Origin of the sequence: Shewanella sp. SP1S1-7 (genome assembly GCF_031932105.1) — a bacterium.
Lineage (GTDB): Bacteria > Pseudomonadota > Gammaproteobacteria > Enterobacterales > Shewanellaceae > Shewanella > Shewanella baltica.
Map to the genome: position 1 here is coordinate 1 of NZ_JAUOEU010000034.1, position 20,537 is coordinate 20,537.

The window sequence follows — 20,537 nt, forward strand, 5'->3', positions numbered from 1 at the left end:
AGCTGGGAGAGCACCTCCCTTACAAGGAGGGGGTCACTGGTTCGAGCCCAGTAGCGACCACCATATTTATTCCCCCTAATAAACTTTACCCATACGCTGACTCAACTATGCTTGATCTCAATCAGCGAGTGCTAAATTTTACTATTTCGCCTTTTATGATCCGTAAAATACCAAGCTCTATCGACACTCAGCCTGATTTCATTCTGCTTTTAGCATTGTTTGGAGATCAACGTTATGGCCAGCGTCAGTCAATCCGCTTCTCTTGCCAATATTGCCGCTTACTTAAAGCATACCCACGCTTGCGATGAGCAAACGGCGCTCAAGGAAGCACGAGAAGTCATGCACAATCTCGTCAGCATGCGCCAAAAGGGCTTTATTACTGGTTGGTACTTTGACGAACAAGGCCACTTAGAGTTGTTGCCTAGCGATGCGCTCCTAAAACGTATCCTTTTAGATGATGATTAACTGCACCAACTGCCCCTTTGTCTTGATTGACGACAAACACCATCGACTTGACCACAATTGACCATACAATCAGCCTACACTGCTTATCCCAAAATAATCCATCACGCATTTTCAGCGTAGCGCATACTTTTGCAGCATTTTTTGATCTCAAAATAACTAAGTTTGTTTAATAAACCTGCACCGCCAAGGGCTATCTATTTGAGGCAGAACCGCGCCATGGGTGGGTTTCCACCCAAATAGAAAATCACTGTGAGCGTGATCTCACCCACAAAACTAAAAGTGTGACAAACATCAAATGAACTACACTTTAGTAACCAAACACTTACAGAAGTCAGTGTAAGTTGGCGTGGTATTTGCCTTTAGTAAGACAGACCTCAGGGAAATCAAGGCTGTATTCCTACTCAAACTTGGTAACAAACTAACCAAGACTGAGGACAAATCCTAACAACAGAAAAAGGAACTCAAGATGACATTGAATCAACAAACTGGATTGACCCGTCCACTCAAAACCTTAGTCAAAATGCTCGCCGTTGCCTCCGTATTCGCAACCAGCTTTAACGTATTTGCAGAACCTATTGAAATTAAGTTTTCGCACGTTGTGGCAGAAAATACGCCCAAAGGCCAAATGGCACTTAAGTTTAAAGAACTCGTTGAACAACGTTTACCGGGTGAATACAAGGTCAGTGTATTTCCTAACTCACAGTTATTTGGGGATAACAACGAGTTAGCGGCACTACTGTTAAACGACGTGCAATTTGTTGCGCCGTCACTCTCAAAATTTGAACGTTACACTAAACGCCTACAAGTATTCGATTTACCTTTCCTCTTCAATGATATGGATGCGGTAAACCGTTTCCAACAAGGTGAAGCAGGTCAAACACTGCTGAACTCTATGACCCGTAAAGGGATTGTAGGTCTAGGCTATTTACACAATGGTCTGAAACAGTTCTCGGCTAACACGCCACTTAAAAATCCTGCTGATGCAAAGGGCTTGAAGTTCCGCGTAATGGCGTCTGATGTTTTGGCGGCTCAGTTTGATGCTGTCGGCGCTATTCCAGTGAAAAAACCTTTCTCTGAAGTATTTACCCTGCTGCAAACCCGCGCTATCGATGGTCAAGAAAACACATGGTCAAATACTTACTCACAAAAGTTCTATGAAGTGCAAAGCCAAATCACTGAAAGTAACCACGGTGTGCTCGACTATATGGTCGTGACCTCTGACACTTTCTGGAAAGGCTTACCCGCTGACAAACGTAAGATCATCAAAGAAGCTTTAGATGAATCTATCGCATTAGGTAACAAAATTGCCGCTGAGAAAGATAACCAAGACAAGCAGTTAATCCTAGATTCTAAACGCTCACAGTTAGTGACTTTAACGCCTGCTGAACGTCAAAAATGGGTCGATGTGATGAAACCAGTTTGGGCTAAGTTTGAAGAGCAAATCGGTAAAGATGTGATTGATGCTGCTGTAGCTGCAAATAAATAATAATGATGATAGCCGCTTAATCTCAACCGAGGTTAAGTGGCCATTTCAGCGAGGGGATTATGGCTGTGATATCGCGAATATTTGGTTATTTTGAAGAAGGTATGCTCAATTTATTGATCACTCTGATGACGTTGTTAGTGTTTTCAGAAGTCGTCGCACGCTTCTTCTTCAATACGGGTTTTCTGTGGATCCAAGAACTCACACTGACCTTTTGCGGTTGGTTTGTGTTGTTTGGTATGTCTTATGGGGTAAAAGTTGGCGCGCACATTGGTGTCGATGCCTTCGTTAAAAACTTAGCGCCTCGGGCCAAAAAGATAACGTCCCTCGTTACCGCCTTTGTCTGTATCGTCTATTGCGGACTCTTTTTAAAGGGCAGTTGGGATTACTTAAGCCAGATGTATCAAATTGGTGTGCCTATGGAAGATATTAATTTCCACCAATTTTTCTTAAAAAGCCTCGACCCAGACTTTGCTTGGAACACCTTAAGGATTGATGTTGAAGATGGCGCGGTACCGATTTGGTTATCCCAGAGCATCTTGATCATTGGTTTTTCGATGTTGACTTGGCGATTCGCCGAACTCTTTATTGCCATCCTACGTGACCAAGTCACTGGCTTCCAATTTGCCGATGAAGCGAAAGAAAGTATGCATTTAATCGATGAAAGCGTTAAAAACGCCAATGAAGAACCCGTCTCTGACGAAAAGGAGACTAAATAATGGCGATTGCAACCCTATTTACCGCCCTATTAGTGTGTATGTTTCTCGGTATGCCTATCGCTATCGCGTTAGGTTTTTCCAGCATGCTCACCATTTTATTTTTCTCGAATGACTCCTTAGCCTCAGTGGCACTCAAACTGTATGAGTCTTCATCGGAGCATTACACCCTACTCGCTATCCCCTTCTTTATTCTGTCATCAGCCTTCCTCTCAACCGGTGGCGTCGCGAGACGGATTATCGATTTTGCCATGGACAGTATTGGACATGTCCGTGGTGGATTAGCGATGGCATCTGTTATGGCCTGTATGCTGTTTGCGGCGGTTTCAGGCTCATCACCCGCAACCGTAGCGGCGATTGGTTCAATCGTGATTGTGGGCATGGTTAAAGCGGGTTATCCCGAGAAGTTTGCGGCGGGGGTTATCACGACCTCAGGCACACTTGGTATTTTGATCCCACCATCAATTGTGATGTTAGTGTATGCAGCCGCGACCGAAGTGTCTGCAGCCAGAATGTTTATGGCAGGTTTAATCCCAGGCTTAATGATGGGATTCATCCTGATGATCGTTATCTACATAGTCGCGCGCTTTAAGAACTTACCTTCGCGTCCTTTCCCAGGCTTCAAACAACTGGGGATTTCGAGTGCTAAAGCTTTGGGTGGATTAGCACTCATCCTTATCGTACTCGGCTCTATCTATGGCGGCGTTGCGAGCCCGACTGAAGCTTCAGCCGTGGCTTGTATGTATGCGTATTTTATTGCGGTATTTGGTTACCGTGACATTGGACCATTAAAAGAGGTGGCTTGGCGCAACCAAGGTGAAAGCTTACCTAAAGCCGCGGCACGTAACTTAGGTCACATGTTCCTTGGACTGATTAAAACGCCTATCGACAAAGACATACGTAACGTAGTGCGTGATGGCGCTAAGGTCAGTATCATGCTGCTGTTTATCATAGCTAACGCTATGTTGTTCGCGCATGTCTTAACCACTGAGCGTATCCCGCATATTATCGCTGAGCATATTGTTAATATGGGTTTACCCGCTTGGGGCTTCCTGATCATCGTTAACTTACTGCTGCTTGCTGCCGGTAACTTTATGGAGCCATCGGCGATTGTACTGATTATGGCGCCGATCCTCTTCCCTATCGCGACTCACTTAGGCATAGATCCTATTCACTTAGGTATCATCATGGTGGTGAACATGGAGATAGGTATGCTCACGCCGCCAGTGGGGCTCAACCTCTTTGTTACCGCGGGGATCACAGGTAAGAGTATTGGTTGGGTCATTCAATCGGTTCTGCCTTGGTTACTGCTGATGTTAGCCTTCTTAACCTTGATCACTTACGTGCCGCAGATTTCGCTCTTCTTACCAGAATGGTTGGATTCGATGCGTGGATATTAAGCTAAAATTCAAGGTAATGAGATTACCCCTTGATTACAGTTAGTTTTTAAGCGAGCCTAGTCAGGCTCGCTTTGTTTTATGATGTACAGTCTCAATGATTGATACCGTTGCTTTATCAGGATAGCCACCATGTTGCCCATGACGCCTAAGGCCAAGAAACGCCTCTTTCTCACTGTAGTGTTACTTGCAGGTCTATTTGCAACACTCAAACTGACCTATTGGGTGCATTTGCATCAAGGTAAAATCGAGATCCAAACTCAATCTGAGAAACAACTAAAAGAATTAATCAGTTTCCTTGATGGGGCGTTATCGCGCTACGAAAGTATTCCCCATGTGCTCTCAACTAACCCTATGCTCGCCAATGTACTGAACGATCAACAAAATCCTGATAAAGTCCAAGAGCTTAATTTATATCTGGAAGAAATTCAGCATGTCACTGAAGCGTCAGATATCTATCTGATTGATGCCTTAGGGATTGCCATTGCCGCCAGTAACTGGCAACAGAGTTTCTCGTTTATCGGCAAGGACTATTCCTTTAGGCCCTATTACACCGATGCTATCTCGGGCAATTTAGGCCGTTATTATGCCGTGGGTACCAGCTCAGATAAGCGTGGCTTTTATTTCTCCTACCCTATTTATCAGCAAGGCGGCAAAGGCATACTCGGCGCGATCATTGTCAAAGTGGACATTAGCGGTATCGAGCAGCAAAGCACAAGCATGGCAATTGCGGGCCAGTATCAATTCCTTATCAGCGACCCAGAGGACATTGTTTTTATCTCCAGTGTCGATGAGTGGCGGTTAAAGTCACTCACCCCACTTACCCAAGCCAAACAGTATATGCTCAATGCATCAAAGCGTTACGCAGAACGCCCCATAGGTGAGCTGTTAATGAAGCCACCCTATGAGAGTGGCAGCCAAGCCATGCTCTACCAATTGCAAACGGGTAGAGATCATGAGCAATACATGGATAATCATCAGTTAATGGCCAAAGCTGGCTGGCGGGTGCATATCTTAGCACCCATCAAACCCTTGCTGTCGTCTTTACCTGCGCTGATGTTATTGTCGGCTAGTATTTATCTATTGCTGGCACTCAGCATCTTGTTTAGTGCCGAGCGGCGCCGCAACCTACAGCGCATGCAACTGGCACAAAGCCTGTTAGAACAACGCGTAGAAGAACGAACTCAAGACTTGCAGCAGGCGAACAATCAGCTTAAAGATACTCAAGATGAACTCATTCAAGCGGCTAAACTCACAGTGATCGGCAGTTTATCCGCCAGTATTAACCATGAGCTTAATCAACCACTTGCCGCGATTCGCAGCTATGCCCAAAACACTCAAACCTTTCTAGCCCGTAATATGCAAGATAAAGCACTGGATAATATCAAGATTATTATTGAGCTGACCGATAGATTGGCCGATATTGTCGGCCAATTTAAAAGCTTCACCCGCAAGAGCCAAGGCACAGATAGCGCTACCGATATTGGGCGCTGCATTCAGCAAGCGCTCACTATCGTTCAGCCAGAAATAGACAAACAAGGTGTTGAGCTCGATGTGCAACTTCCCAATGGTAGCTATCAAGTTTGGGGCGATAAGGTCCGATTGCAGCAAGTATTTGTCAACATCATGAGTAACGCCATTGTCGCTATGCAGCAATCGGATAAACGCCGCTTGATTATCCGCGTAACCAGTGAAGATAAGTTCTGCATCAGTATCCAAGATTCAGGTCCTGGCGTACGTGAAAGCCAAATGGAGAAAATCTTCGAACCTTATTTCACCACCAACGAGCGGCATGGCCTAGGGCTTGGCTTATCCATTTCTCAGCGTATTATCGAATCTATGCAAGGCCAAATTAACGTCGCCAATGCCGAAGAAGGTGGCGCCATTTTCCAGATTATTTTACCTATTTATTTGCTTGAGGAATGTTAGTCTCATGAGTGTGCCCAATTCTATCCAAGATTATTCTGTACTCATCATCGACGATGAGCCGCACATAGGCACAGTTCTCGTTCAGCTATTTGAACTTGAGGGCATTAAGGCGCTCGCTACCACAGAGCCGAAAGGGATCGCTAAACTCCTGCATAAGGATTGGGCGGGAATGGTGATATCAGATGTCAACATGCCGCAATTAGATGGCATCAGCTTAATGCAACAAATCCGCCTGCAGGACCCCGACCTCCCCGTTGTGTTATTGACAGGGTTTGGGGATATCGCCATGGCAGTCAATGCCTTAAAGCAAGGTGCCTACGACTTTCTCGAAAAGCCCTTTAATAACGAACATATACTCGATGTGGTGAAGCGCGCCTTAGATAAACGCAGCCTGACCTTAGAAAACCGTAAGCTTAAAAAGGATCTCGAAAGCCAGAGCGTACCGGGCCCGCGCATTTTGGGTAACAGCGTCGGCATCAACCGCATGCGCCACATCATAGATCAAGTGATAGATACCCCCGCTGACGTGTTAATCGAAGGTGAAACAGGCACAGGTAAAGAACTCGTCGCCCGCTATTTACACGATCACAGCAGCCGCAGCCAAGCCAACTTTGTCGCCATCAACTGTGGGGCGATCCCTGAAAACCTAATTGAAAGTGAGCTCTTTGGCGCCGAAGCAGGTGCCTTTACCGGCGTCGATAAGATGCGCATGGGTAAGTTTGAATACGCCAACGGCGGCACATTATTTTTAGATGAAATTGAAAGTACACCACTGTCGCTGCAAGTAAAACTGCTGCGGGTGCTTGAGGACCGTAAGGTTGAACGCTTAGGGTCAAATAAAAGCATCAGCCTTGATATACGGGTGATTGCCGCCACTAAGGTGGATTTAAAAAGCCTGTGTGACACGGGGGAATTTCGCCAAGACTTGTTGTATCGCTTAAATCTGGTGACTGTGCCTATCCCTCCCCTGCGGGATCGCCGTGAAGATATTCCTTTGCTGTTCCTGCACTTTGCCCGGGTTGCATCGGCACGCTATCACAAAGCGCTTATTGCCTTAAATGCGGAGCAAAACGCCATACTCACCTCCCACGACTGGCCGGGCAATGTGCGTGAGTTACGTAATCTCGCTGAACGCTTTGTGCTGCTGGGCGGAGAAGCCGCCTTTGCTGGCACATTAGGCAATACTCCAAGCCTGCACTCGAGTATGTCCCTGCTACAAAGGGTAGAGTTTTTTGAACGGGTACTAATTGAAGAAGCGCTCAGCCACAACAAGGGCAGCATTAAGCAGACAATGGAACAGTTGGAACTGCCCCGCAAAACCCTCTACGACAAAATGCGTAAATATGATTTAGACCGCAAGCAGTACATTAATTCCGATGACTAAACAACAAATTGAAAGCTAGACTAATACCCGTTTGACATGCGTTTGATGGTAATGCAAACGGGTGATGGCTAAGGCAATCAAGGCCAGTAAGGTTAACGAGCCCATCACCACGCCGCGCCACTGCGCCTCATGCCAAAACATCATCAAATAAGGCCCACCAATCGCAGCGCCTAAGTAGTAACAACATAAATACAGCGATGTCGCCTTAGCCCGATCGCGACTGGCGCGCATCGCGACAAAGGAATTACAGCAACTGTGAGTGAGGAAAAAGCCACAGGCCGTCATCAAAAAACCTAAGCTAATGGTTAAAGTGGTATCAAACAGGGTCAATAAACTGCCGAGCAACATCACGCACCAAGACCACTGATACAACTTATGTTGGCCAAATTTGGCGAGCCATTTCGCGGTAAAATACGACGCAATAGTCCCGCTCGAATAACACAGAAAAATCAAGGTAGCTTGAAAGCGGCTCCATTCATAGGGCGCCGCCATCAAATGCAGCTGAATAAAACTAAATTGATTCACCATCATCATAAAGGTCAAGCCGCCAATCGCGTAAACCAAGCGCATTTGCGCATCGATCAGATGATGGCTAAAGCCATGAAGATCTTGGGCTAAACGGGCGCGTTTTGATAAAGAGGGCTCAGTTTTACTCTGTGACATGGCCTGCGCATCGGCAAGTGAAGGCAGCAAATAGTTCACTAAAGCCACGCCCGCTAAGGTGACTAAAAACAACAGCCACATGGATTCTTGCCAAGATAAAAACTGCGACATAACGCCACCGAGCAAACGGCCAACAATGCCGCCAATGCTGTTCGCCATAATGTAAATGCCCGCGGCTTTAAGCATAGTGCTAGGTGATAACTGCTCTTTAAAATACGCCATGGCAATCGCTGGCACGGCAGCGAGTAATGCACCTTGCAGCAATCGCACTAGCACTAGCCCGTTAAAGTCCGGTGCCCAAATCAACAATAAGTTAGACAACGCCAACAACCATAGGCTGACAATAATCGGCGTGTGTCGACCGATACGATCTGACAGTACCGCATACAAGAGCAATGAAAAAGCCAAGGAAAAACTGGTTACCGACAGGATTAACGTCGCTTTAGACCCAGATACCGCAAAATGCTCCGCAATCAGCGGCAACATGCCTTGCATCAGATACAAGTTGATATACACCACCACAGAGGCGACACATAGCGCCCACATCAATCGGGTATCACGCTGTTTATTATCAATCATAGTATCTAACTCGGCTTGCACAGGAGCCTCGACAAAGCACACTCATAGGATAGACAAAGGTTATCACTGGGCATAACATAACAATAATAGATAATATCTATCGCTATCATTGATTTTTGTTATAGCCACAAAGTACCGACCTTACCACTATTCAACAGTATGGGCCCGATTGATGGATATCCGCCAACTCAAGCATTTAGATGCCCTTGCCAGTACTGGCAGCTTTACCGCCGCAGCCAAAAAGCTCAATATGGCCCAACCAGCCTTAAGCCAAAGTATCAAGCGCTTAGAAGTCGCACTCGGCGTGACTTTGGTTAATCGTACGAGCAACAAGAATGACAAGCTGCTCGCACTCACGGCCGAAGGTTTAGTCCTGCATCAACATGCCACTTTGATCCTGAAACAGCTTAAGCAGGCCGAAGCGCAAATCCGCGCCATGGCGAATCTCACCTCGGGAGAAGTCCGTATTGCCGTGCCGGGCATGCTGGGTTCTTTCTACCTTCCCTCGCGCTTAATGGCTTTTCGCCATAAATACCCCGAGTTGAAACTGTCCCTGTTTGAGGGCGGGACGCGGGACGCACTGCGTATGTTGCAACAGGAAGAAGTGGATATTGCGATCATTACCGCCCAAGACCTGCAACCCGAATTTGATAGTCAGCTGTTGATCCGTGAGCAAATGGTGATCGCTATGGGGGCCGAACACCCTTTAGCTGAACATAACGCCGTCAGTCTCAATGACTTTTTCGACCATGAATTAGTGATGTTCAAGACAGGTTATTTCCACCGCGAGTGGATCCTATCGCAGGCCAAGGATCTGGGAAAAAAGCCCAATGTCGCCTTTGAGACTAATTTGATTAACCTTATCAAACAGATTGTTTCCCAAGGATTTGGGATCACCAGCGTGCTCGAAATGGCCATAAGCTCAAAAGATGACATTTTAGCTAAACCCTTCGATCCACCAGTATTTTTGAATCTGCACATCGCATGGAAAAAACAACGCCCCGTGAGTCAAGCAGACCGCGCCTTTGTCGATTTTTTAATGTCAAATCGCTGACCTAAACCGATTAAAACAAAAGGGCTGATATCAATATCAGCCCTTCTCTTTTTACTAGTAAATAACTGTTAAACCTTGCGATTTAACCTTAAGCGATTAGCCTTGCTTACGACGGCCAAAGGCAAATGGTAGCAATAACAAGCTTAACCAACCTAATGAACCACCATCATCTTTCTTAGCTGGTGTTTCAGTCACAGACACAGACACGACACTTGAATCTTTGTTGCCATGGTTGTCCGCGACAGTAAGTTGGAATGACACTGTTTGAGCTGTACCACTCACTTCTGGCGCCACGAGATTAAGCTTGGCTGCATTAGCGTCAAAGTTAAAGCTCGCGCCGCCTAACTGAGTCCATTTGTAGGTTAATGGATCATTATTGGCATCGGATGACTTGCTCGCATCGATAAACAGTGGTTTACCTTCTTGAACAGATACCGGTGCTTCAATCACTGCCACTGGCGCCACTTCTGGAACATCAAATTGATATTCTTGCTTCAAGATTTCAGCCGACTCGTTGTTCACTTTGTTGGTCAAAGTCACAAGGTTGTCTTGGCTTGCCTTACGTGGCACTAAGTCAAACGTCACATCTTGCGCCGCGGCACCAGAGGCCATCTCGATAGTCCAAGTGATCTTATTGCCCACTTGCGAACCTTGATGGCTGATATTAGCCACTTCATGACCTTCTGGTAATAACGCTTCTAAGGTGTAAACGCGGGTTTCTTGCGTTTTGTTCGCTTCGACACGGGTCTTCATCACTTTAACAGCGCCTGGCGTTAACTCGCCAGAAACAGTGCTACCTAGAGGGGGTAACACATCATCACTGACGCGCTCAAATATAACCGGAACTTTAACTGGAGCGACTTTGTCATCAGTAGTGGTCAGCGTCAGCATTGCCAAACCAGCATCGCCCACTAACATCGCTTGTTTCCAAGCTAAGTTGACGTTGAAATCTTTATGATCACCGGTAAGATTTGCCGTTAAGTTATCACCCGCTTCATCGTATAAGGTCACTTGTTTCAAACTAAAGGCATCATCCGCATCGGCTGCAGATGCCTGATAGTTTTGTATCACGACAATATACTCACCTTTCACTGGGTCCTTAATAGACACACTTTCTTTTGAACCACCAAACGCAGAAGATGCCGCGATAGAAAGCTTACTACCATCTTTCTTATCGAGTATCACAAACATGTCTAAGTCAGGAGAGGTGGTATTACCGATTGATGCATTGAAATATAACGCTTTGTCTTCAACGTTAAAGCTAAATACTTTTACGCCATCGGCTAAATCATCAAATGCACTATCGGTATTTGAATCCTGTTTCACACTTGATTCATAAGTAGCGCTTAACTTAAGTTCAGTCACTGTCGCCGCAACACCCGGTAGATCAATTGCTTTCAAGTGCGCCAAATTGCGCTCATCGGCATCACGTGAGGCTGAAACATTAACAACCGCAGGTAAGTCGCGTTTAGCAATCTTAGCCACGATCGGCATGTTAGCCGTTGGGAAGGCTTCCGAAGCTAATACTAAGTTACCAAAGCCCCAACTTGCACCGACGTCAGTCACATCCGCAGTCACTGTGATAGTTTGGCTCTCACCTTTTTTCAGGTTGAAGCTTTCTGGCGTCACAGTTAACGCGAACTTATCTGTTGCGGAAACACCTTTTGCAGTCCAGCTACCGTCAGCCGTTGCAGTGACAGTACGTGTCCAAGTACAAGTATCGATACAACGTGAATCAGCCATGCTTGGAATGTTTAGCTTACGAGGATCGCCACCTGTTGTAGGGTTAGCAATCTCGTAGTTTAAGGCACTTTCATCCATCACTAAGCCAGATTTCGCCGCTAAATCCACACGAATACGGCCTGCGCCTACGTCAAACGGATCTGCAACAGTTTTGCCATCAGCCTTTTTCATCGCTTGGGCTGTCGTTGCTGTCATCATTAACGCAGAACGAATGTTATCTGGGGTCCAATCCTTATGCAGCGATTTAAGTAACGCGCCAGCACCGGCAACATGAGGACTCGCCATTGAAGTACCTGACATCAACGTGAAATCAGCAGGATCAGTTCCCGTCTTATCATGGCCGAATTGTTGATCTGCATAAGCAGCGTAAATGTCACTACCCGGTGCAGCAACATAAGGCACGAGTACATCGTTAGTCAGGTTAGGTCCAATCAATGAGCTGGCAGCTAAAACATCCGCTTCTTTACTGATGACTTTAGGGGTTGGAGACAGCGTGATTTCAAGCGCTGGATTTGCCGCCATAGCAGCAATCAGTTCTAAGCCATCGATATCGCCAATAAATACCGCTGGAATATCCAATTTATCTAGCCCAGACATGGTCAGACGCGCATTATTTTCACCATCTCTATTGAAAACAATCACACCCTTAGCGCCAGCTTTCATCGCCGCAGCGACTTTAATATCGAATGAACAACCACCGCGTCTTAAAACAGCGATCTTGTCTTTAAAAGCATCCGCTGCGAATGGTTTACAGGCTTCAAAATTAGCGGCATCGATTGTGCCAGCATAAACAGGTACACCTTTGAGCACTTCAGTTTGAACCGGGCCAGAGCCAGCAGTGTAGTGGTAGTTTTTACCATTAAATTCAACGGCGCGAACTATGTCGCGATTGTGGGTCGAGTTAGCAACCGAAGTATACCAAGGCGCATTTTTAGGCGTTGAGTAAGGTGTTTGATTAATAGCAGGGCTAGTATTTGTCGCGGCACGTGTGTTACCCGCAGCAACGGCAGCAAAAATACCCGCATTACGTGCAGCTAAGAAACCTTGCTCTGTTGCACTATTCCACGGATTTCCACCACCGCTGATTGAAAAGTTAATCACATCGACGCCATCTTTGATTGCATCGTCTAACGCTTTTAAAATAGGTGCGGTCGGGCAGCCAGAATAAGTGTCGCCCGCATTACCCGGATTACAGATTTGATAGGCAATGATGTTTGCATGTGGTGCAACACCTGAGATTTGCGCAAATTCAAGACCCGTCGCAATACCATCACCTTCTAACTTACCGGTTTCACCTTGCACATAAGGGACATTCACTAAAATGTTACCCGCTGCTGTACTGGCAACGTGCGAACCGTGTCCGCCGTAATCCTCACCATTTTTTGCCGGAGGGGTGTCACCATACACTTTTACGTCATCAAAGTTATTGGTGATTTCTGGATAGCTACGGACACCGATCAGTTTATCGTTACACATGCTAGCGAAATCAGTTTTACAATCACCAATATAGATGCCTTGGCCTAATGGGTTAGTGTGGTCATAACCATCTTGGCCAACATCCGCAAATGAAGCATGGTCAGAGTTAATGCCTGAGTCGATAATACCGACGATCACACCTTCACCCATGGCTTTCGTGCCCGTTGCACTACCATCCCATACATTTGGAGAACCGATAAGCGCTTGGCTAACATCAGTTTCCATTTGTTCCATGCGTTCGCGCTCAACAAACGCAACCTCAGGTAACTCAGCCATTTTCTTCGCTTGAGCTTGAGTCATGCGCACTGCCATACCATTTAACGCATACTGATAGGTCGTTAATGGCTGCAGATTGGTGCCAATAGCCGCACTTGCGTTAGCTAGAAATCGGTTTTGTTTGACTTTTAAATAGCTAACATAGCTTTTGACTTCAGGTCTTGAAGCATCGAGTTTACCATTCACCGCGACTTTTGAAGTGCCACTTGCCTGCACTCTCTGTGAGCTCGTCGCTTTAAAGCCAGGAGTCGTTCCTTGATAATTGGCGACTGAACTGTCACGTAAACGAACGATATAAGTAAATTCACCCTCGCCTAAATCCGCTTCTGGTACAAACTTAACTTCAGCTCCGGCAGCATTACCGCGTAATGACGTGGCTTGTAGTTCACTTGGAATATCTAACTGCAAGGTTTCACCCGTAGGTGATAAAACGGTTTGCGCATTTGCCGCCGACGATAACAGCGCCATAGACACTGCTAGTGCTATTTTAGTTTTCATTGTGACTTCCCTAATTCTTATAAGTTGTATGATTTATAAAACTCAGGTTGGTGGCATGAACATACTGCAACAACCAAGAACGTCACCTGTAACTGACATTTTTTATGAATAACCATTCAATTTACTGTGATGATGATCACTGAGTTTTATCGCGACAATTTGTAACACGCAAAGATACAAATTGAAACACCAAGTTAACAGAACGTAATTCAGTAAATCATTTGTCAGGGTCCATTTATGATAAAAAAGCTAAATAGTTTGTTTAGTGAGTCGGATAGACTGTAAGACCAGACTAATATATAAAGTTACTGGAAAACAAAATAATCAATACAATTAAATACTTGAAATCAAGAATTAATCACCTAGTTAATGTAAACACAAACGGAACGTGTTACCGTAAAAATATTGGCTCCCTCAAAAAAACAGTTACAACAACAAACAAAAGCAACCAAAATAATTAACAAAAAACAAACAAACAAGAATCAATTTTAAAACAATTTAGCGCAAGTACCATTTGCCCACATGGCCCACTTTTATAAATAAATACTGACATATGCATTAATATTCTTAGTTCTATATAAAGAAAAACCCTATCTTATGTCACAGACACAGCATGCAAGTTCAAATATTAACCATTAAAAAGCCCTTGCAATATAAATTGAAAGGGCTACATCTTTATCAATCCAAAACCGATATGGGCCGATAATTAAGCGTGGTTAATTAGCCATAACCGCCTTCATTAATACTTCTGTTGTGAACTTATCATTATTGACGACAGGGAACCTGTCATAGGTTTGGAAGATCACTTGGTCTTGGAATTTGATCATTGCCACAACACCATATTGAATACTCTTATCGATCGATTTGGCGGGCAACGTAAATTTAAACGGCACTGGCGCTCTGGCGATGTTAAAGGTTTTCTGCGCAACGATAACACCCGGTGTATTCAAATCAATGATAGCAATCGTGATTTGGCAACCTTGAGGCAAAGGGATCTTCTCTAAATAACCCGCTGCGCCATTGATAATAATTGGGGGTTCAGGTTTAACCGTCACGCAGCTATTGAGCAGAATAGCCATGAGCGAGACTAATACAAACGACCTTATCTTAAGCAACATACTAACGTCCTTTTACCATGCGGATCAGACCTTCTTGGGTAGAAGAAGCCACTAACTCGCCTTGTTGATTGAAAAACTGCCCTCTGACATAACCTCTGCCACCGCTGGCATTGGGGCTATCAATACTGTAAAGCAACCACTCTCCCATATTAATCGGACGATGGAACCACATCGCATGATCTATCGTCGCCATGCGCACTCCAGGACTTAAAAACGACACACCATGGGGCTGAGCCGCTGTCACCAGAAAGTTAAAGTCCGAGGCATAGGCGAGTAAATATTCATGAATATGGGCGTCATTTGGCATGGGACCATTGGCCCTCATCCACACATGACGGTAGGGCTCAGTTTCTTTGGGCGCAAAGGGATGTAATGGATTAACCAGTCGCATCTCAATGGGCGCATCGGCCATAAACTTTTCGAGTATGCTCGGCGGCACTTTATCCCGCATCGTTAGCGCTAATTCCTGCTGATTCAATAAACCTTCAGGTCCAGGTACTTGCGGCATCATCGCTTGATGACTAAATCCTTCTTCCGGTTCTTGGAAGGAACAGGTCATGTGGAAAATCGGTCGACCTTTTTGAATTGCACTCACGCGGCGGGCACTAAAACTGCCGCCATCCCGCATATTTTCGACTTCATACACAATCGGTAACTTCTCGTCACCTGCACGTAAAAAGTAGGAGTGTGATGAGTGGACCTTACGCTCAACGGGGACGGTTTGTTTAGCGGCGCTGAGCGCTTGCCCCATCACTTGACCACCAAACACATGCCCAAATCCCAGATCTTGGCTCTGACCACGAAAGAGGCCGATTTCAATTTGCTCAAGGGAAAGTAATGATAAAAGATCGTCTAATACCTGACTCATGGGATCCTACTGCATAATTAGCCATTAATGCTAAAGGGTAACTCAGTTCGCCTTAAGCTGACCAGTCTTCTATCGATTATTCACAATCAAATCAATCAATTTTAATATGGTGTTCTAGCGCGCTTAACTGAGACCAAGACAAGACTTTATCCTCACCACTGGAGTGCAAAGTAACTGGAAAGGATTGGTATAGCTGGGGCCACTGCTGCGCGAGATTATCAGGCGTAAAAAGCCCCTCATTAAAATACATCGGCTGAAACTCTACAAACATGCCATGGCTGACGCTGCCCGCACCTGCGAGCAAGTGTTGACCATTGGGCGCCTGTTCACTCACCAAAAAAGCCGTTGTGGCGGTTAATGACTCAAAGGAAAATAACGGCTGAATCGCACTTGCTAAATGTTTGGCTGTCATCGCTGTGACGGCCTGTGGGCATAAACTATTGACGTGAATATTATGAATTTCTCCTTCTATCGATAAGCAATTCACCATGCCCACCAGCGCCATCTTACTCGCACTGAAACCGACTTGATGCAAATCACCAAACAAGGCCGAAGCCCCCGTCGTCATCATGATCCGACCATAATCCTGTTGTTGCATATAGGGCCAAACGGCTTGCGTCAGATAAAAACTGCCATTGAGATCGACATCCAATTGCCGTTGCCACTGCTCAAGCTTAATGTGCTCGAACGGACAAGCACCGTAGACCCCCGCGTTATTAATCAAGATATCAATGCGATGCCAACGTAAGATCACTTCTTCGACCATGCGGTTTACTTCATCCCGCAGGCTAACATCAAGCACAAAGTAGAGACAGTCACCGCCGAGTTTAATAATGCAGCAGTAGGTTTGCATCAATGCTAAGTTGGCAGGCATTGCTTTAGCGCTGTCGGTAGAAATAGACTCGGATGACGATAACGGCTGATCAACGAGCACCACTTTCGCGCCCCGCTCAGCTAACATAATGGCATAGGCTCGACCTAGCCCTGCTCCTGCCCCAGTGACTAACGCCACCTTCTCATCGAAACGCATCCAAATATATCCTTATCGGCATAACAGTAGCGGCAAAACGCAGCCAATGAATGCACAAAAACAACTCGCATAAGGCGACTCGCACCTGTGGTATCTCCAGTTGAACATAGGATTTAGCGTTACGCCTATGTCTTGGGCGGCGCAGCGTCTCCAACAACATCAGCTATAGAAACACAGACTTTTTTGATTTTCTTTGAGCTTGACGACAAATATCCGTCTACATCAGTGAACATATGTGCGCCAATTCAAACTCTGTTAAATGCGTTTATTAGATAGTGCTCACTTTCGAGTTAAATCTTGTTATGCTATGCGCTAATTGAGCCCTTGCTCGATACCATTTCCATTTACCAATAACAACTGGACGCCATGAATCCTTGGATTTTAGCTATAAGACCCCGTACGCTACCCGCGGCCATAGGTCCCCTATTGATAGGCAATATTCTCGCCCTGCATCTTGAGAGTTACAGCTGGTTAATCGCTGCCACTTCTATGCTGTGCGCTGTGTTATTACAAATTGCCGTCAATCTCGCTAACGACTATTTTGACTTTAAAAACGGCATAGACACGGCCGAACGCTTAGGACCCGTTCGCGTGACGCAAAGTGGTTTAATTCCACCAACGAGCGTCCGCAATGCCATGATATTTTGCCTATTAATGGCGCTTGCTGTGGGTTCCTATTTAATTTGGCACGGAGGCTGGCCTATCGCGATTCTCGCCGCGGCAGCCATTTTAGGTGCACTCGGTTACAGTGGTGGCCCCTATCCCCTCGCTTCCCATGGGCTGGGCGAAGTCGCGGCCTTTATCTTTTTCGGATTAGTCGCCGTCGTGGGGAGTTATTATCTGCAGGCGGGCGATACAACAATCAATGCTTGGTTATTAGGCTGCGCCATTGGGCTGTTCAATGCGGCTATCATGCTGGTCAATAACACCCGCGATATTCGCACCGACACCCAAGCGGGCAAACACACATTGGCAGTACGTATCGGTGAAGCGCAATCAAAAGTGTTATATCAAGCACTGATTTACCTGCCCTTCGGCTTAGTGATTGCAGGCTTTCTAATGGGTATTTTACCTGGGTTACCAGTATTACTCGCGGGTTTGTCACTGCTTATCGCCCGTAAACTCAGCAGTGATTTCTATGCGGTGTCTGGTGAAGCGTTAAATCCGTTACTCGGCCGCACGGCTAAGTTAACCATGATTTTCAGTACCTTGTTTAGCGTGGGTTTAGTGTTTACCGCATAAGAGTAAAGCCGCTAGGCTAATGCTATAAGCCGCTAAAAGCTTAATACTGAATACAAAAAAGGTTCGTATCCTCAACAGATACGAACCTTTTTTATTGGCTGAATATGCTTAGCCTTAGGTTTACTGCCATGTTCGACGACAGTAATCCAACATCAGACTATTGCCAGATATAGCCTGAGATCAGTGTATTTAATAAAATGCCGTTAAAGTTACGTAGCGCTTGGGATGAATCACTGTGACCAGCGCCGAAACACACATGTAGTGGCAATAAATGTTCTTCCCGCGGATGACTAAACCGCGCCTCAGGAGCCGCTTGCCAGTGAGTCAATGCTGTTTTGGCCTCGGCAGTGTTCACGCTTGCGGTTAATGTTTGCGTCAGCCAATAGTCAAACTCTGCGCTGCGACTTTGGACCGTGGGATCGCTTGAGAAAAACGCCCGCATATTGTGAAACGACATGCCAGAGCCCACAATCAATACCCCTTGATCCCGTAGCGGCGCTAAAGCCTCCCCAATCGCTATATGGGTTTCAGGATCGAGACTGTGGACTAACGACATTTGTACTACGGGAATATTCGCCTCGGGATACATCAACTTAAGTGGTACAAAGGTGCCGTGGTCAAATGCGCGTTCGCTATCTAAGCGAGCGGCGATCCCCTTATCCACGAGCATATTCGCAATCTGTGCAGCTAATTCTGGCTCACCCAGTGCAGGATACGTTAACTGGTACGCTTCAGGCGGAAAGCCATAATAATCGTATAAAATTCCGGGCTTAGGGCTATTCGACAAGGTCACCACAGATTCTTCCCAATGGGCGGTGATCAGCACAATCGCCTTAGGGGTTTCAATGGGCGCGGTCACTGAGGTTAAAAAAATACGCAACTCTTTATGATTGGCATCATTCAACAAAGGCAGTGGACCACCACCGTGGGGCACAAATAGCACAGGCATTCGACTCGCGTTAACTTGCATCAAGGCTTTCTCATGTTGGTAAACTTATAACTGTACGATTGACTTCAGACTCAATTTTATCGCTTAAAATGCGGAGCGACTCAGCACCAACTGCCGCTGAAATCGCACTAAACGCGCAACAATTTCATCGAGTTTAATAATCAGAAAGAGTCCTGCCGATAAGCTCAATGCCAGCAGTGCATTAATCGGCGCTTCATAATTAAAGTGGAAATAAATCGCCCCCATCATAATCGCCAGCAAACCGCTCGCCGATAGCACTCGGTAGTCACGTAGACACAATCCAAGGGCGCCAATCACTTCCATCAAACCAATAAAATAGCCAAATCCGGTGGGAAGATTCATCAAAGTAAACGGAACATGGAACATAGGCACGCCAAATAACTTGGCAAATCCTGAGATAAAAAACACTATGCTCATCGCCAGTGTGACGGTTGCGGCGGCGCGATTGAGTGTATTGGCACAAAGGAATAGCTTCTGCGTATCGGCCTCAGCAACTAAGCCATTGATACTTGAGCCCTTAGCACCACATAAGTTTAAAAATCGCATCGCACACACCCCATTGATCTTAATATTGCCGTCAGTCTTGGGCATAAATGCGCAGACGACAAGCGAGAATGGAGTCGATTATGAGCCGATAAAAGATAAATAAATATGGAATAAAATCTAATATCTCATAAACTAATAATTTATAACTTGCGAGCAATCCCAGTGACCTTAGACCAACTGCTGATGTTTAAAACCGTGGCTGAGGCGGGCTCACTCAAAGCCGCCAGTGACAAGCTACATAAAACCCAACCCGCCATTAGTCAAAGTATCAAACAGTTAGAATCTCAACTCGATCTCATCTTATTTAACCGTGAAGGTTATCGACTCGCCATCACAGAGCAAGGCCGAAAACTGCTGCAACATACCCAGCGGGTGCTGAATGAAGCGCAAGAAATGAAGCAAGTGGCGAAACATTTAGCCAAAGGCAACGAAGCGAGTATCACCTTAGCTTTTGAAGCATCTTTCAATCTCGCTCGAATTCTACCGATTTTAGAGCTGACTCAAAATGAGTTTCCCTATACCCAAATTATTCTCAAACAAGAGTTTTTAACCGGTGCACTCGAAGCGCTAAATCAAGATAAAGCTGACATCATCATCTCTGCGGGCGGAATTGAACCCATACGTTCGAGCCATTTAGAATTAGCCTATCTTTTTTCCGGTAGCCTGCTCGATGTTGCCGCACCGCGCATGCTTGAGCGTCACCCGACACTGACCTACGCACGAGAACTCGTTAACGAATACCAAATCGTGATCCAAGATACGGGCTCGGGCACTGCAAATATTGAGTTTGGGGTACAAGCGGGGCAACGACGTTGGTATGTTAATGATTTTTATACCAAGAAAATGCTTATTCAAAGTGGCATGGGCTGGGGCAAACTGCCGCACTATATGATAGAAGACTCACTCAAACAGGGCGTATTGATTGCACTGGATCTACGCGAAAGACAAAACAACATTCAACTCGATTACTATGTGATGCGAAAACCCCACTCGCCTTTGGGCCCTGTCGCCCAAGCACTCTGGCAAAAGCTGATCGCTTTTTCTGTAGATGAATTTAAAACATAACGCCAAAGTAAAAAGGGCCAATAGGCCCTTTTAAA

16 protein-coding genes are annotated in these 20,537 nt (G+C 45.9%); 9 read left to right on the plus strand and 7 right to left on the minus strand.

Annotated features, from left to right (window positions below):
• Positions 1-234: 234 nt before the first annotated feature.
• The 6 genes from Q4Q49_RS19360 to Q4Q49_RS19385 all read left to right on the plus strand — a co-directional run bounded on the left by Q4Q49_RS19360 (position 235) and on the right by Q4Q49_RS19385 (position 7,374).
• Entirely contained in the window at positions 235-465 is a 231-nt protein-coding gene (locus tag Q4Q49_RS19360; protein ID WP_312000190.1) for a hypothetical protein, read from the plus strand.
• A gap of 466 nt (positions 466-931) precedes the next feature.
• A complete protein-coding gene (locus Q4Q49_RS19365; RefSeq protein WP_006085509.1) occupies positions 932-1,951 on the plus strand; it encodes a TRAP transporter substrate-binding protein in 1,020 nt (339 codons plus the stop codon).
• 59 nt (positions 1,952-2,010) lie between these two features.
• Positions 2,011-2,667 carry a TRAP transporter small permease gene (locus Q4Q49_RS19370; protein WP_312000191.1) on the plus strand — a complete coding sequence of 219 codons (657 nt, stop codon included), beginning with the start codon at positions 2,011-2,013 and terminating at the stop codon, positions 2,665-2,667.
• Positions 2,667-4,064 (plus strand): TRAP transporter large permease, encoded by a 1,398-nt coding sequence (locus tag Q4Q49_RS19375; RefSeq protein WP_006082297.1) that lies wholly within the window; start codon positions 2,667-2,669, stop codon positions 4,062-4,064. Before Q4Q49_RS19370 ends, Q4Q49_RS19375 begins: the two co-directional genes overlap by 1 nt.
• 129 nt (positions 4,065-4,193) lie before the next feature.
• On the plus strand, positions 4,194-5,990 hold the full coding sequence (locus tag Q4Q49_RS19380; protein ID WP_220590655.1) for an ATP-binding protein: 1,797 nt from the start codon (positions 4,194-4,196) through the stop codon (positions 5,988-5,990).
• A gap of 4 nt (positions 5,991-5,994) precedes the next feature.
• A complete protein-coding gene (locus tag Q4Q49_RS19385; RefSeq protein WP_312000192.1) occupies positions 5,995-7,374 on the plus strand; it encodes a sigma-54 dependent transcriptional regulator in 1,380 nt (459 codons plus the stop codon).
• A 15-nt stretch (positions 7,375-7,389) separates the two neighbouring features.
• Here the strand turns inward: Q4Q49_RS19385 and Q4Q49_RS19390 are convergent, their stop codons facing one another.
• Complete coding sequence (locus Q4Q49_RS19390) at positions 7,390-8,637, minus strand: MFS transporter (RefSeq protein WP_312000193.1); 1,248 nt, start codon at positions 8,635-8,637, stop codon at positions 7,390-7,392.
• A gap of 151 nt (positions 8,638-8,788) precedes the next feature.
• Between Q4Q49_RS19390 and Q4Q49_RS19395 the strand changes: the two genes are divergently transcribed.
• A complete protein-coding gene (locus Q4Q49_RS19395) occupies positions 8,789-9,670 on the plus strand; it encodes a LysR family transcriptional regulator (protein WP_106650985.1) in 882 nt (293 codons plus the stop codon).
• Between the two features lie 96 nt (positions 9,671-9,766).
• On the opposite strand, the gene Q4Q49_RS19400 is transcribed toward Q4Q49_RS19395, so the two are convergent.
• From Q4Q49_RS19400 to Q4Q49_RS19415, 4 genes are all read right to left on the minus strand, one after another.
• The gene (locus tag Q4Q49_RS19400) at positions 9,767-13,663 is read right to left on the minus strand and encodes a S8 family serine peptidase (RefSeq protein ID WP_312000194.1); all 3,897 of its coding nucleotides are present in this window, start codon (positions 13,661-13,663) and stop codon (positions 9,767-9,769) included.
• 716 nt (positions 13,664-14,379) lie between these two features.
• Positions 14,380-14,781 (minus strand): YbaY family lipoprotein, encoded by a 402-nt coding sequence (locus Q4Q49_RS19405; RefSeq protein WP_312000195.1) that lies wholly within the window; start codon positions 14,779-14,781, stop codon positions 14,380-14,382.
• A 1-nt stretch (position 14,782) separates the two neighbouring features.
• Positions 14,783-15,649, minus strand: a complete 867-nt coding sequence (tesB, locus tag Q4Q49_RS19410) for an acyl-CoA thioesterase II (protein ID WP_312000196.1) — start codon at positions 15,647-15,649, stop codon at positions 14,783-14,785.
• 91 nt (positions 15,650-15,740) lie between these two features.
• Entirely contained in the window at positions 15,741-16,679 is a 939-nt protein-coding gene (locus Q4Q49_RS19415; RefSeq protein WP_312000197.1) for an SDR family NAD(P)-dependent oxidoreductase, read from the minus strand.
• Between the two features lie 366 nt (positions 16,680-17,045).
• Here Q4Q49_RS19415 and Q4Q49_RS19420 point away from each other — a divergent pair, with 366 nt between their 5' ends.
• Positions 17,046-17,921, plus strand: a complete 876-nt coding sequence (locus tag Q4Q49_RS19420; protein WP_220777983.1) for a 1,4-dihydroxy-2-naphthoate polyprenyltransferase — start codon at positions 17,046-17,048, stop codon at positions 17,919-17,921.
• Between the two features lie 157 nt (positions 17,922-18,078).
• On the opposite strand, the gene Q4Q49_RS19425 is transcribed toward Q4Q49_RS19420, so the two are convergent.
• Both Q4Q49_RS19425 and Q4Q49_RS19430 read right to left on the minus strand, forming a co-directional pair.
• Positions 18,079-18,891, minus strand: a complete 813-nt coding sequence (locus Q4Q49_RS19425; protein WP_012587288.1) for a class III extradiol ring-cleavage dioxygenase — start codon at positions 18,889-18,891, stop codon at positions 18,079-18,081.
• Positions 18,892-18,954: 63 nt separating this feature from the next.
• Entirely contained in the window at positions 18,955-19,437 is a 483-nt protein-coding gene (locus Q4Q49_RS19430; RefSeq protein ID WP_041408592.1) for a DoxX family protein, read from the minus strand.
• Positions 19,438-19,599: 162 nt separating this feature from the next.
• Between Q4Q49_RS19430 and Q4Q49_RS19435 the strand changes: the two genes are divergently transcribed.
• Entirely contained in the window at positions 19,600-20,502 is a 903-nt protein-coding gene (locus Q4Q49_RS19435; RefSeq protein ID WP_312000198.1) for a LysR family transcriptional regulator, read from the plus strand.
• The last annotated feature ends 35 nt before the right edge of the window (positions 20,503-20,537 follow it).

Excerpts from the sequence above, each read along its gene's own strand:
- Q4Q49_RS19385 (WP_312000192.1), top strand. The coding sequence starts at position 5,995 with ATGAGTGTGCCCAATTCTATCCAAGATTATTCTGTACTCATCATCGAC.
- Q4Q49_RS19405 (WP_312000195.1), bottom strand. The coding sequence starts at position 14,781 with ATGTTGCTTAAGATAAGGTCGTTTGTATTAGTCTCGCTCATGGCTATT.
- Q4Q49_RS19415 (WP_312000197.1), bottom strand. The coding sequence starts at position 16,679 with ATGCGTTTCGATGAGAAGGTGGCGTTAGTCACTGGGGCAGGAGCAGGG.
- Q4Q49_RS19395 (WP_106650985.1), top strand. The coding sequence starts at position 8,789 with ATGGATATCCGCCAACTCAAGCATTTAGATGCCCTTGCCAGTACTGGC.
- Q4Q49_RS19360 (WP_312000190.1), top strand. The coding sequence starts at position 235 with ATGGCCAGCGTCAGTCAATCCGCTTCTCTTGCCAATATTGCCGCTTAC.
- Q4Q49_RS19425 (WP_012587288.1), bottom strand. The coding sequence starts at position 18,891 with ATGCAAGTTAACGCGAGTCGAATGCCTGTGCTATTTGTGCCCCACGGT.
- Q4Q49_RS19365 (WP_006085509.1), top strand. The coding sequence starts at position 932 with ATGACATTGAATCAACAAACTGGATTGACCCGTCCACTCAAAACCTTA.
- tesB (WP_312000196.1), bottom strand. The coding sequence starts at position 15,649 with ATGAGTCAGGTATTAGACGATCTTTTATCATTACTTTCCCTTGAGCAA.
- Q4Q49_RS19375 (WP_006082297.1), top strand. The coding sequence starts at position 2,667 with ATGGCGATTGCAACCCTATTTACCGCCCTATTAGTGTGTATGTTTCTC.
- Q4Q49_RS19400 (WP_312000194.1), bottom strand. The coding sequence starts at position 13,663 with ATGAAAACTAAAATAGCACTAGCAGTGTCTATGGCGCTGTTATCGTCG.
- Q4Q49_RS19430 (WP_041408592.1), bottom strand. The coding sequence starts at position 19,437 with ATGCGATTTTTAAACTTATGTGGTGCTAAGGGCTCAAGTATCAATGGC.
- Q4Q49_RS19380 (WP_220590655.1), top strand. The coding sequence starts at position 4,194 with ATGTTGCCCATGACGCCTAAGGCCAAGAAACGCCTCTTTCTCACTGTA.
- Q4Q49_RS19370 (WP_312000191.1), top strand. The coding sequence starts at position 2,011 with ATGGCTGTGATATCGCGAATATTTGGTTATTTTGAAGAAGGTATGCTC.
- Q4Q49_RS19420 (WP_220777983.1), top strand. The coding sequence starts at position 17,046 with ATGAATCCTTGGATTTTAGCTATAAGACCCCGTACGCTACCCGCGGCC.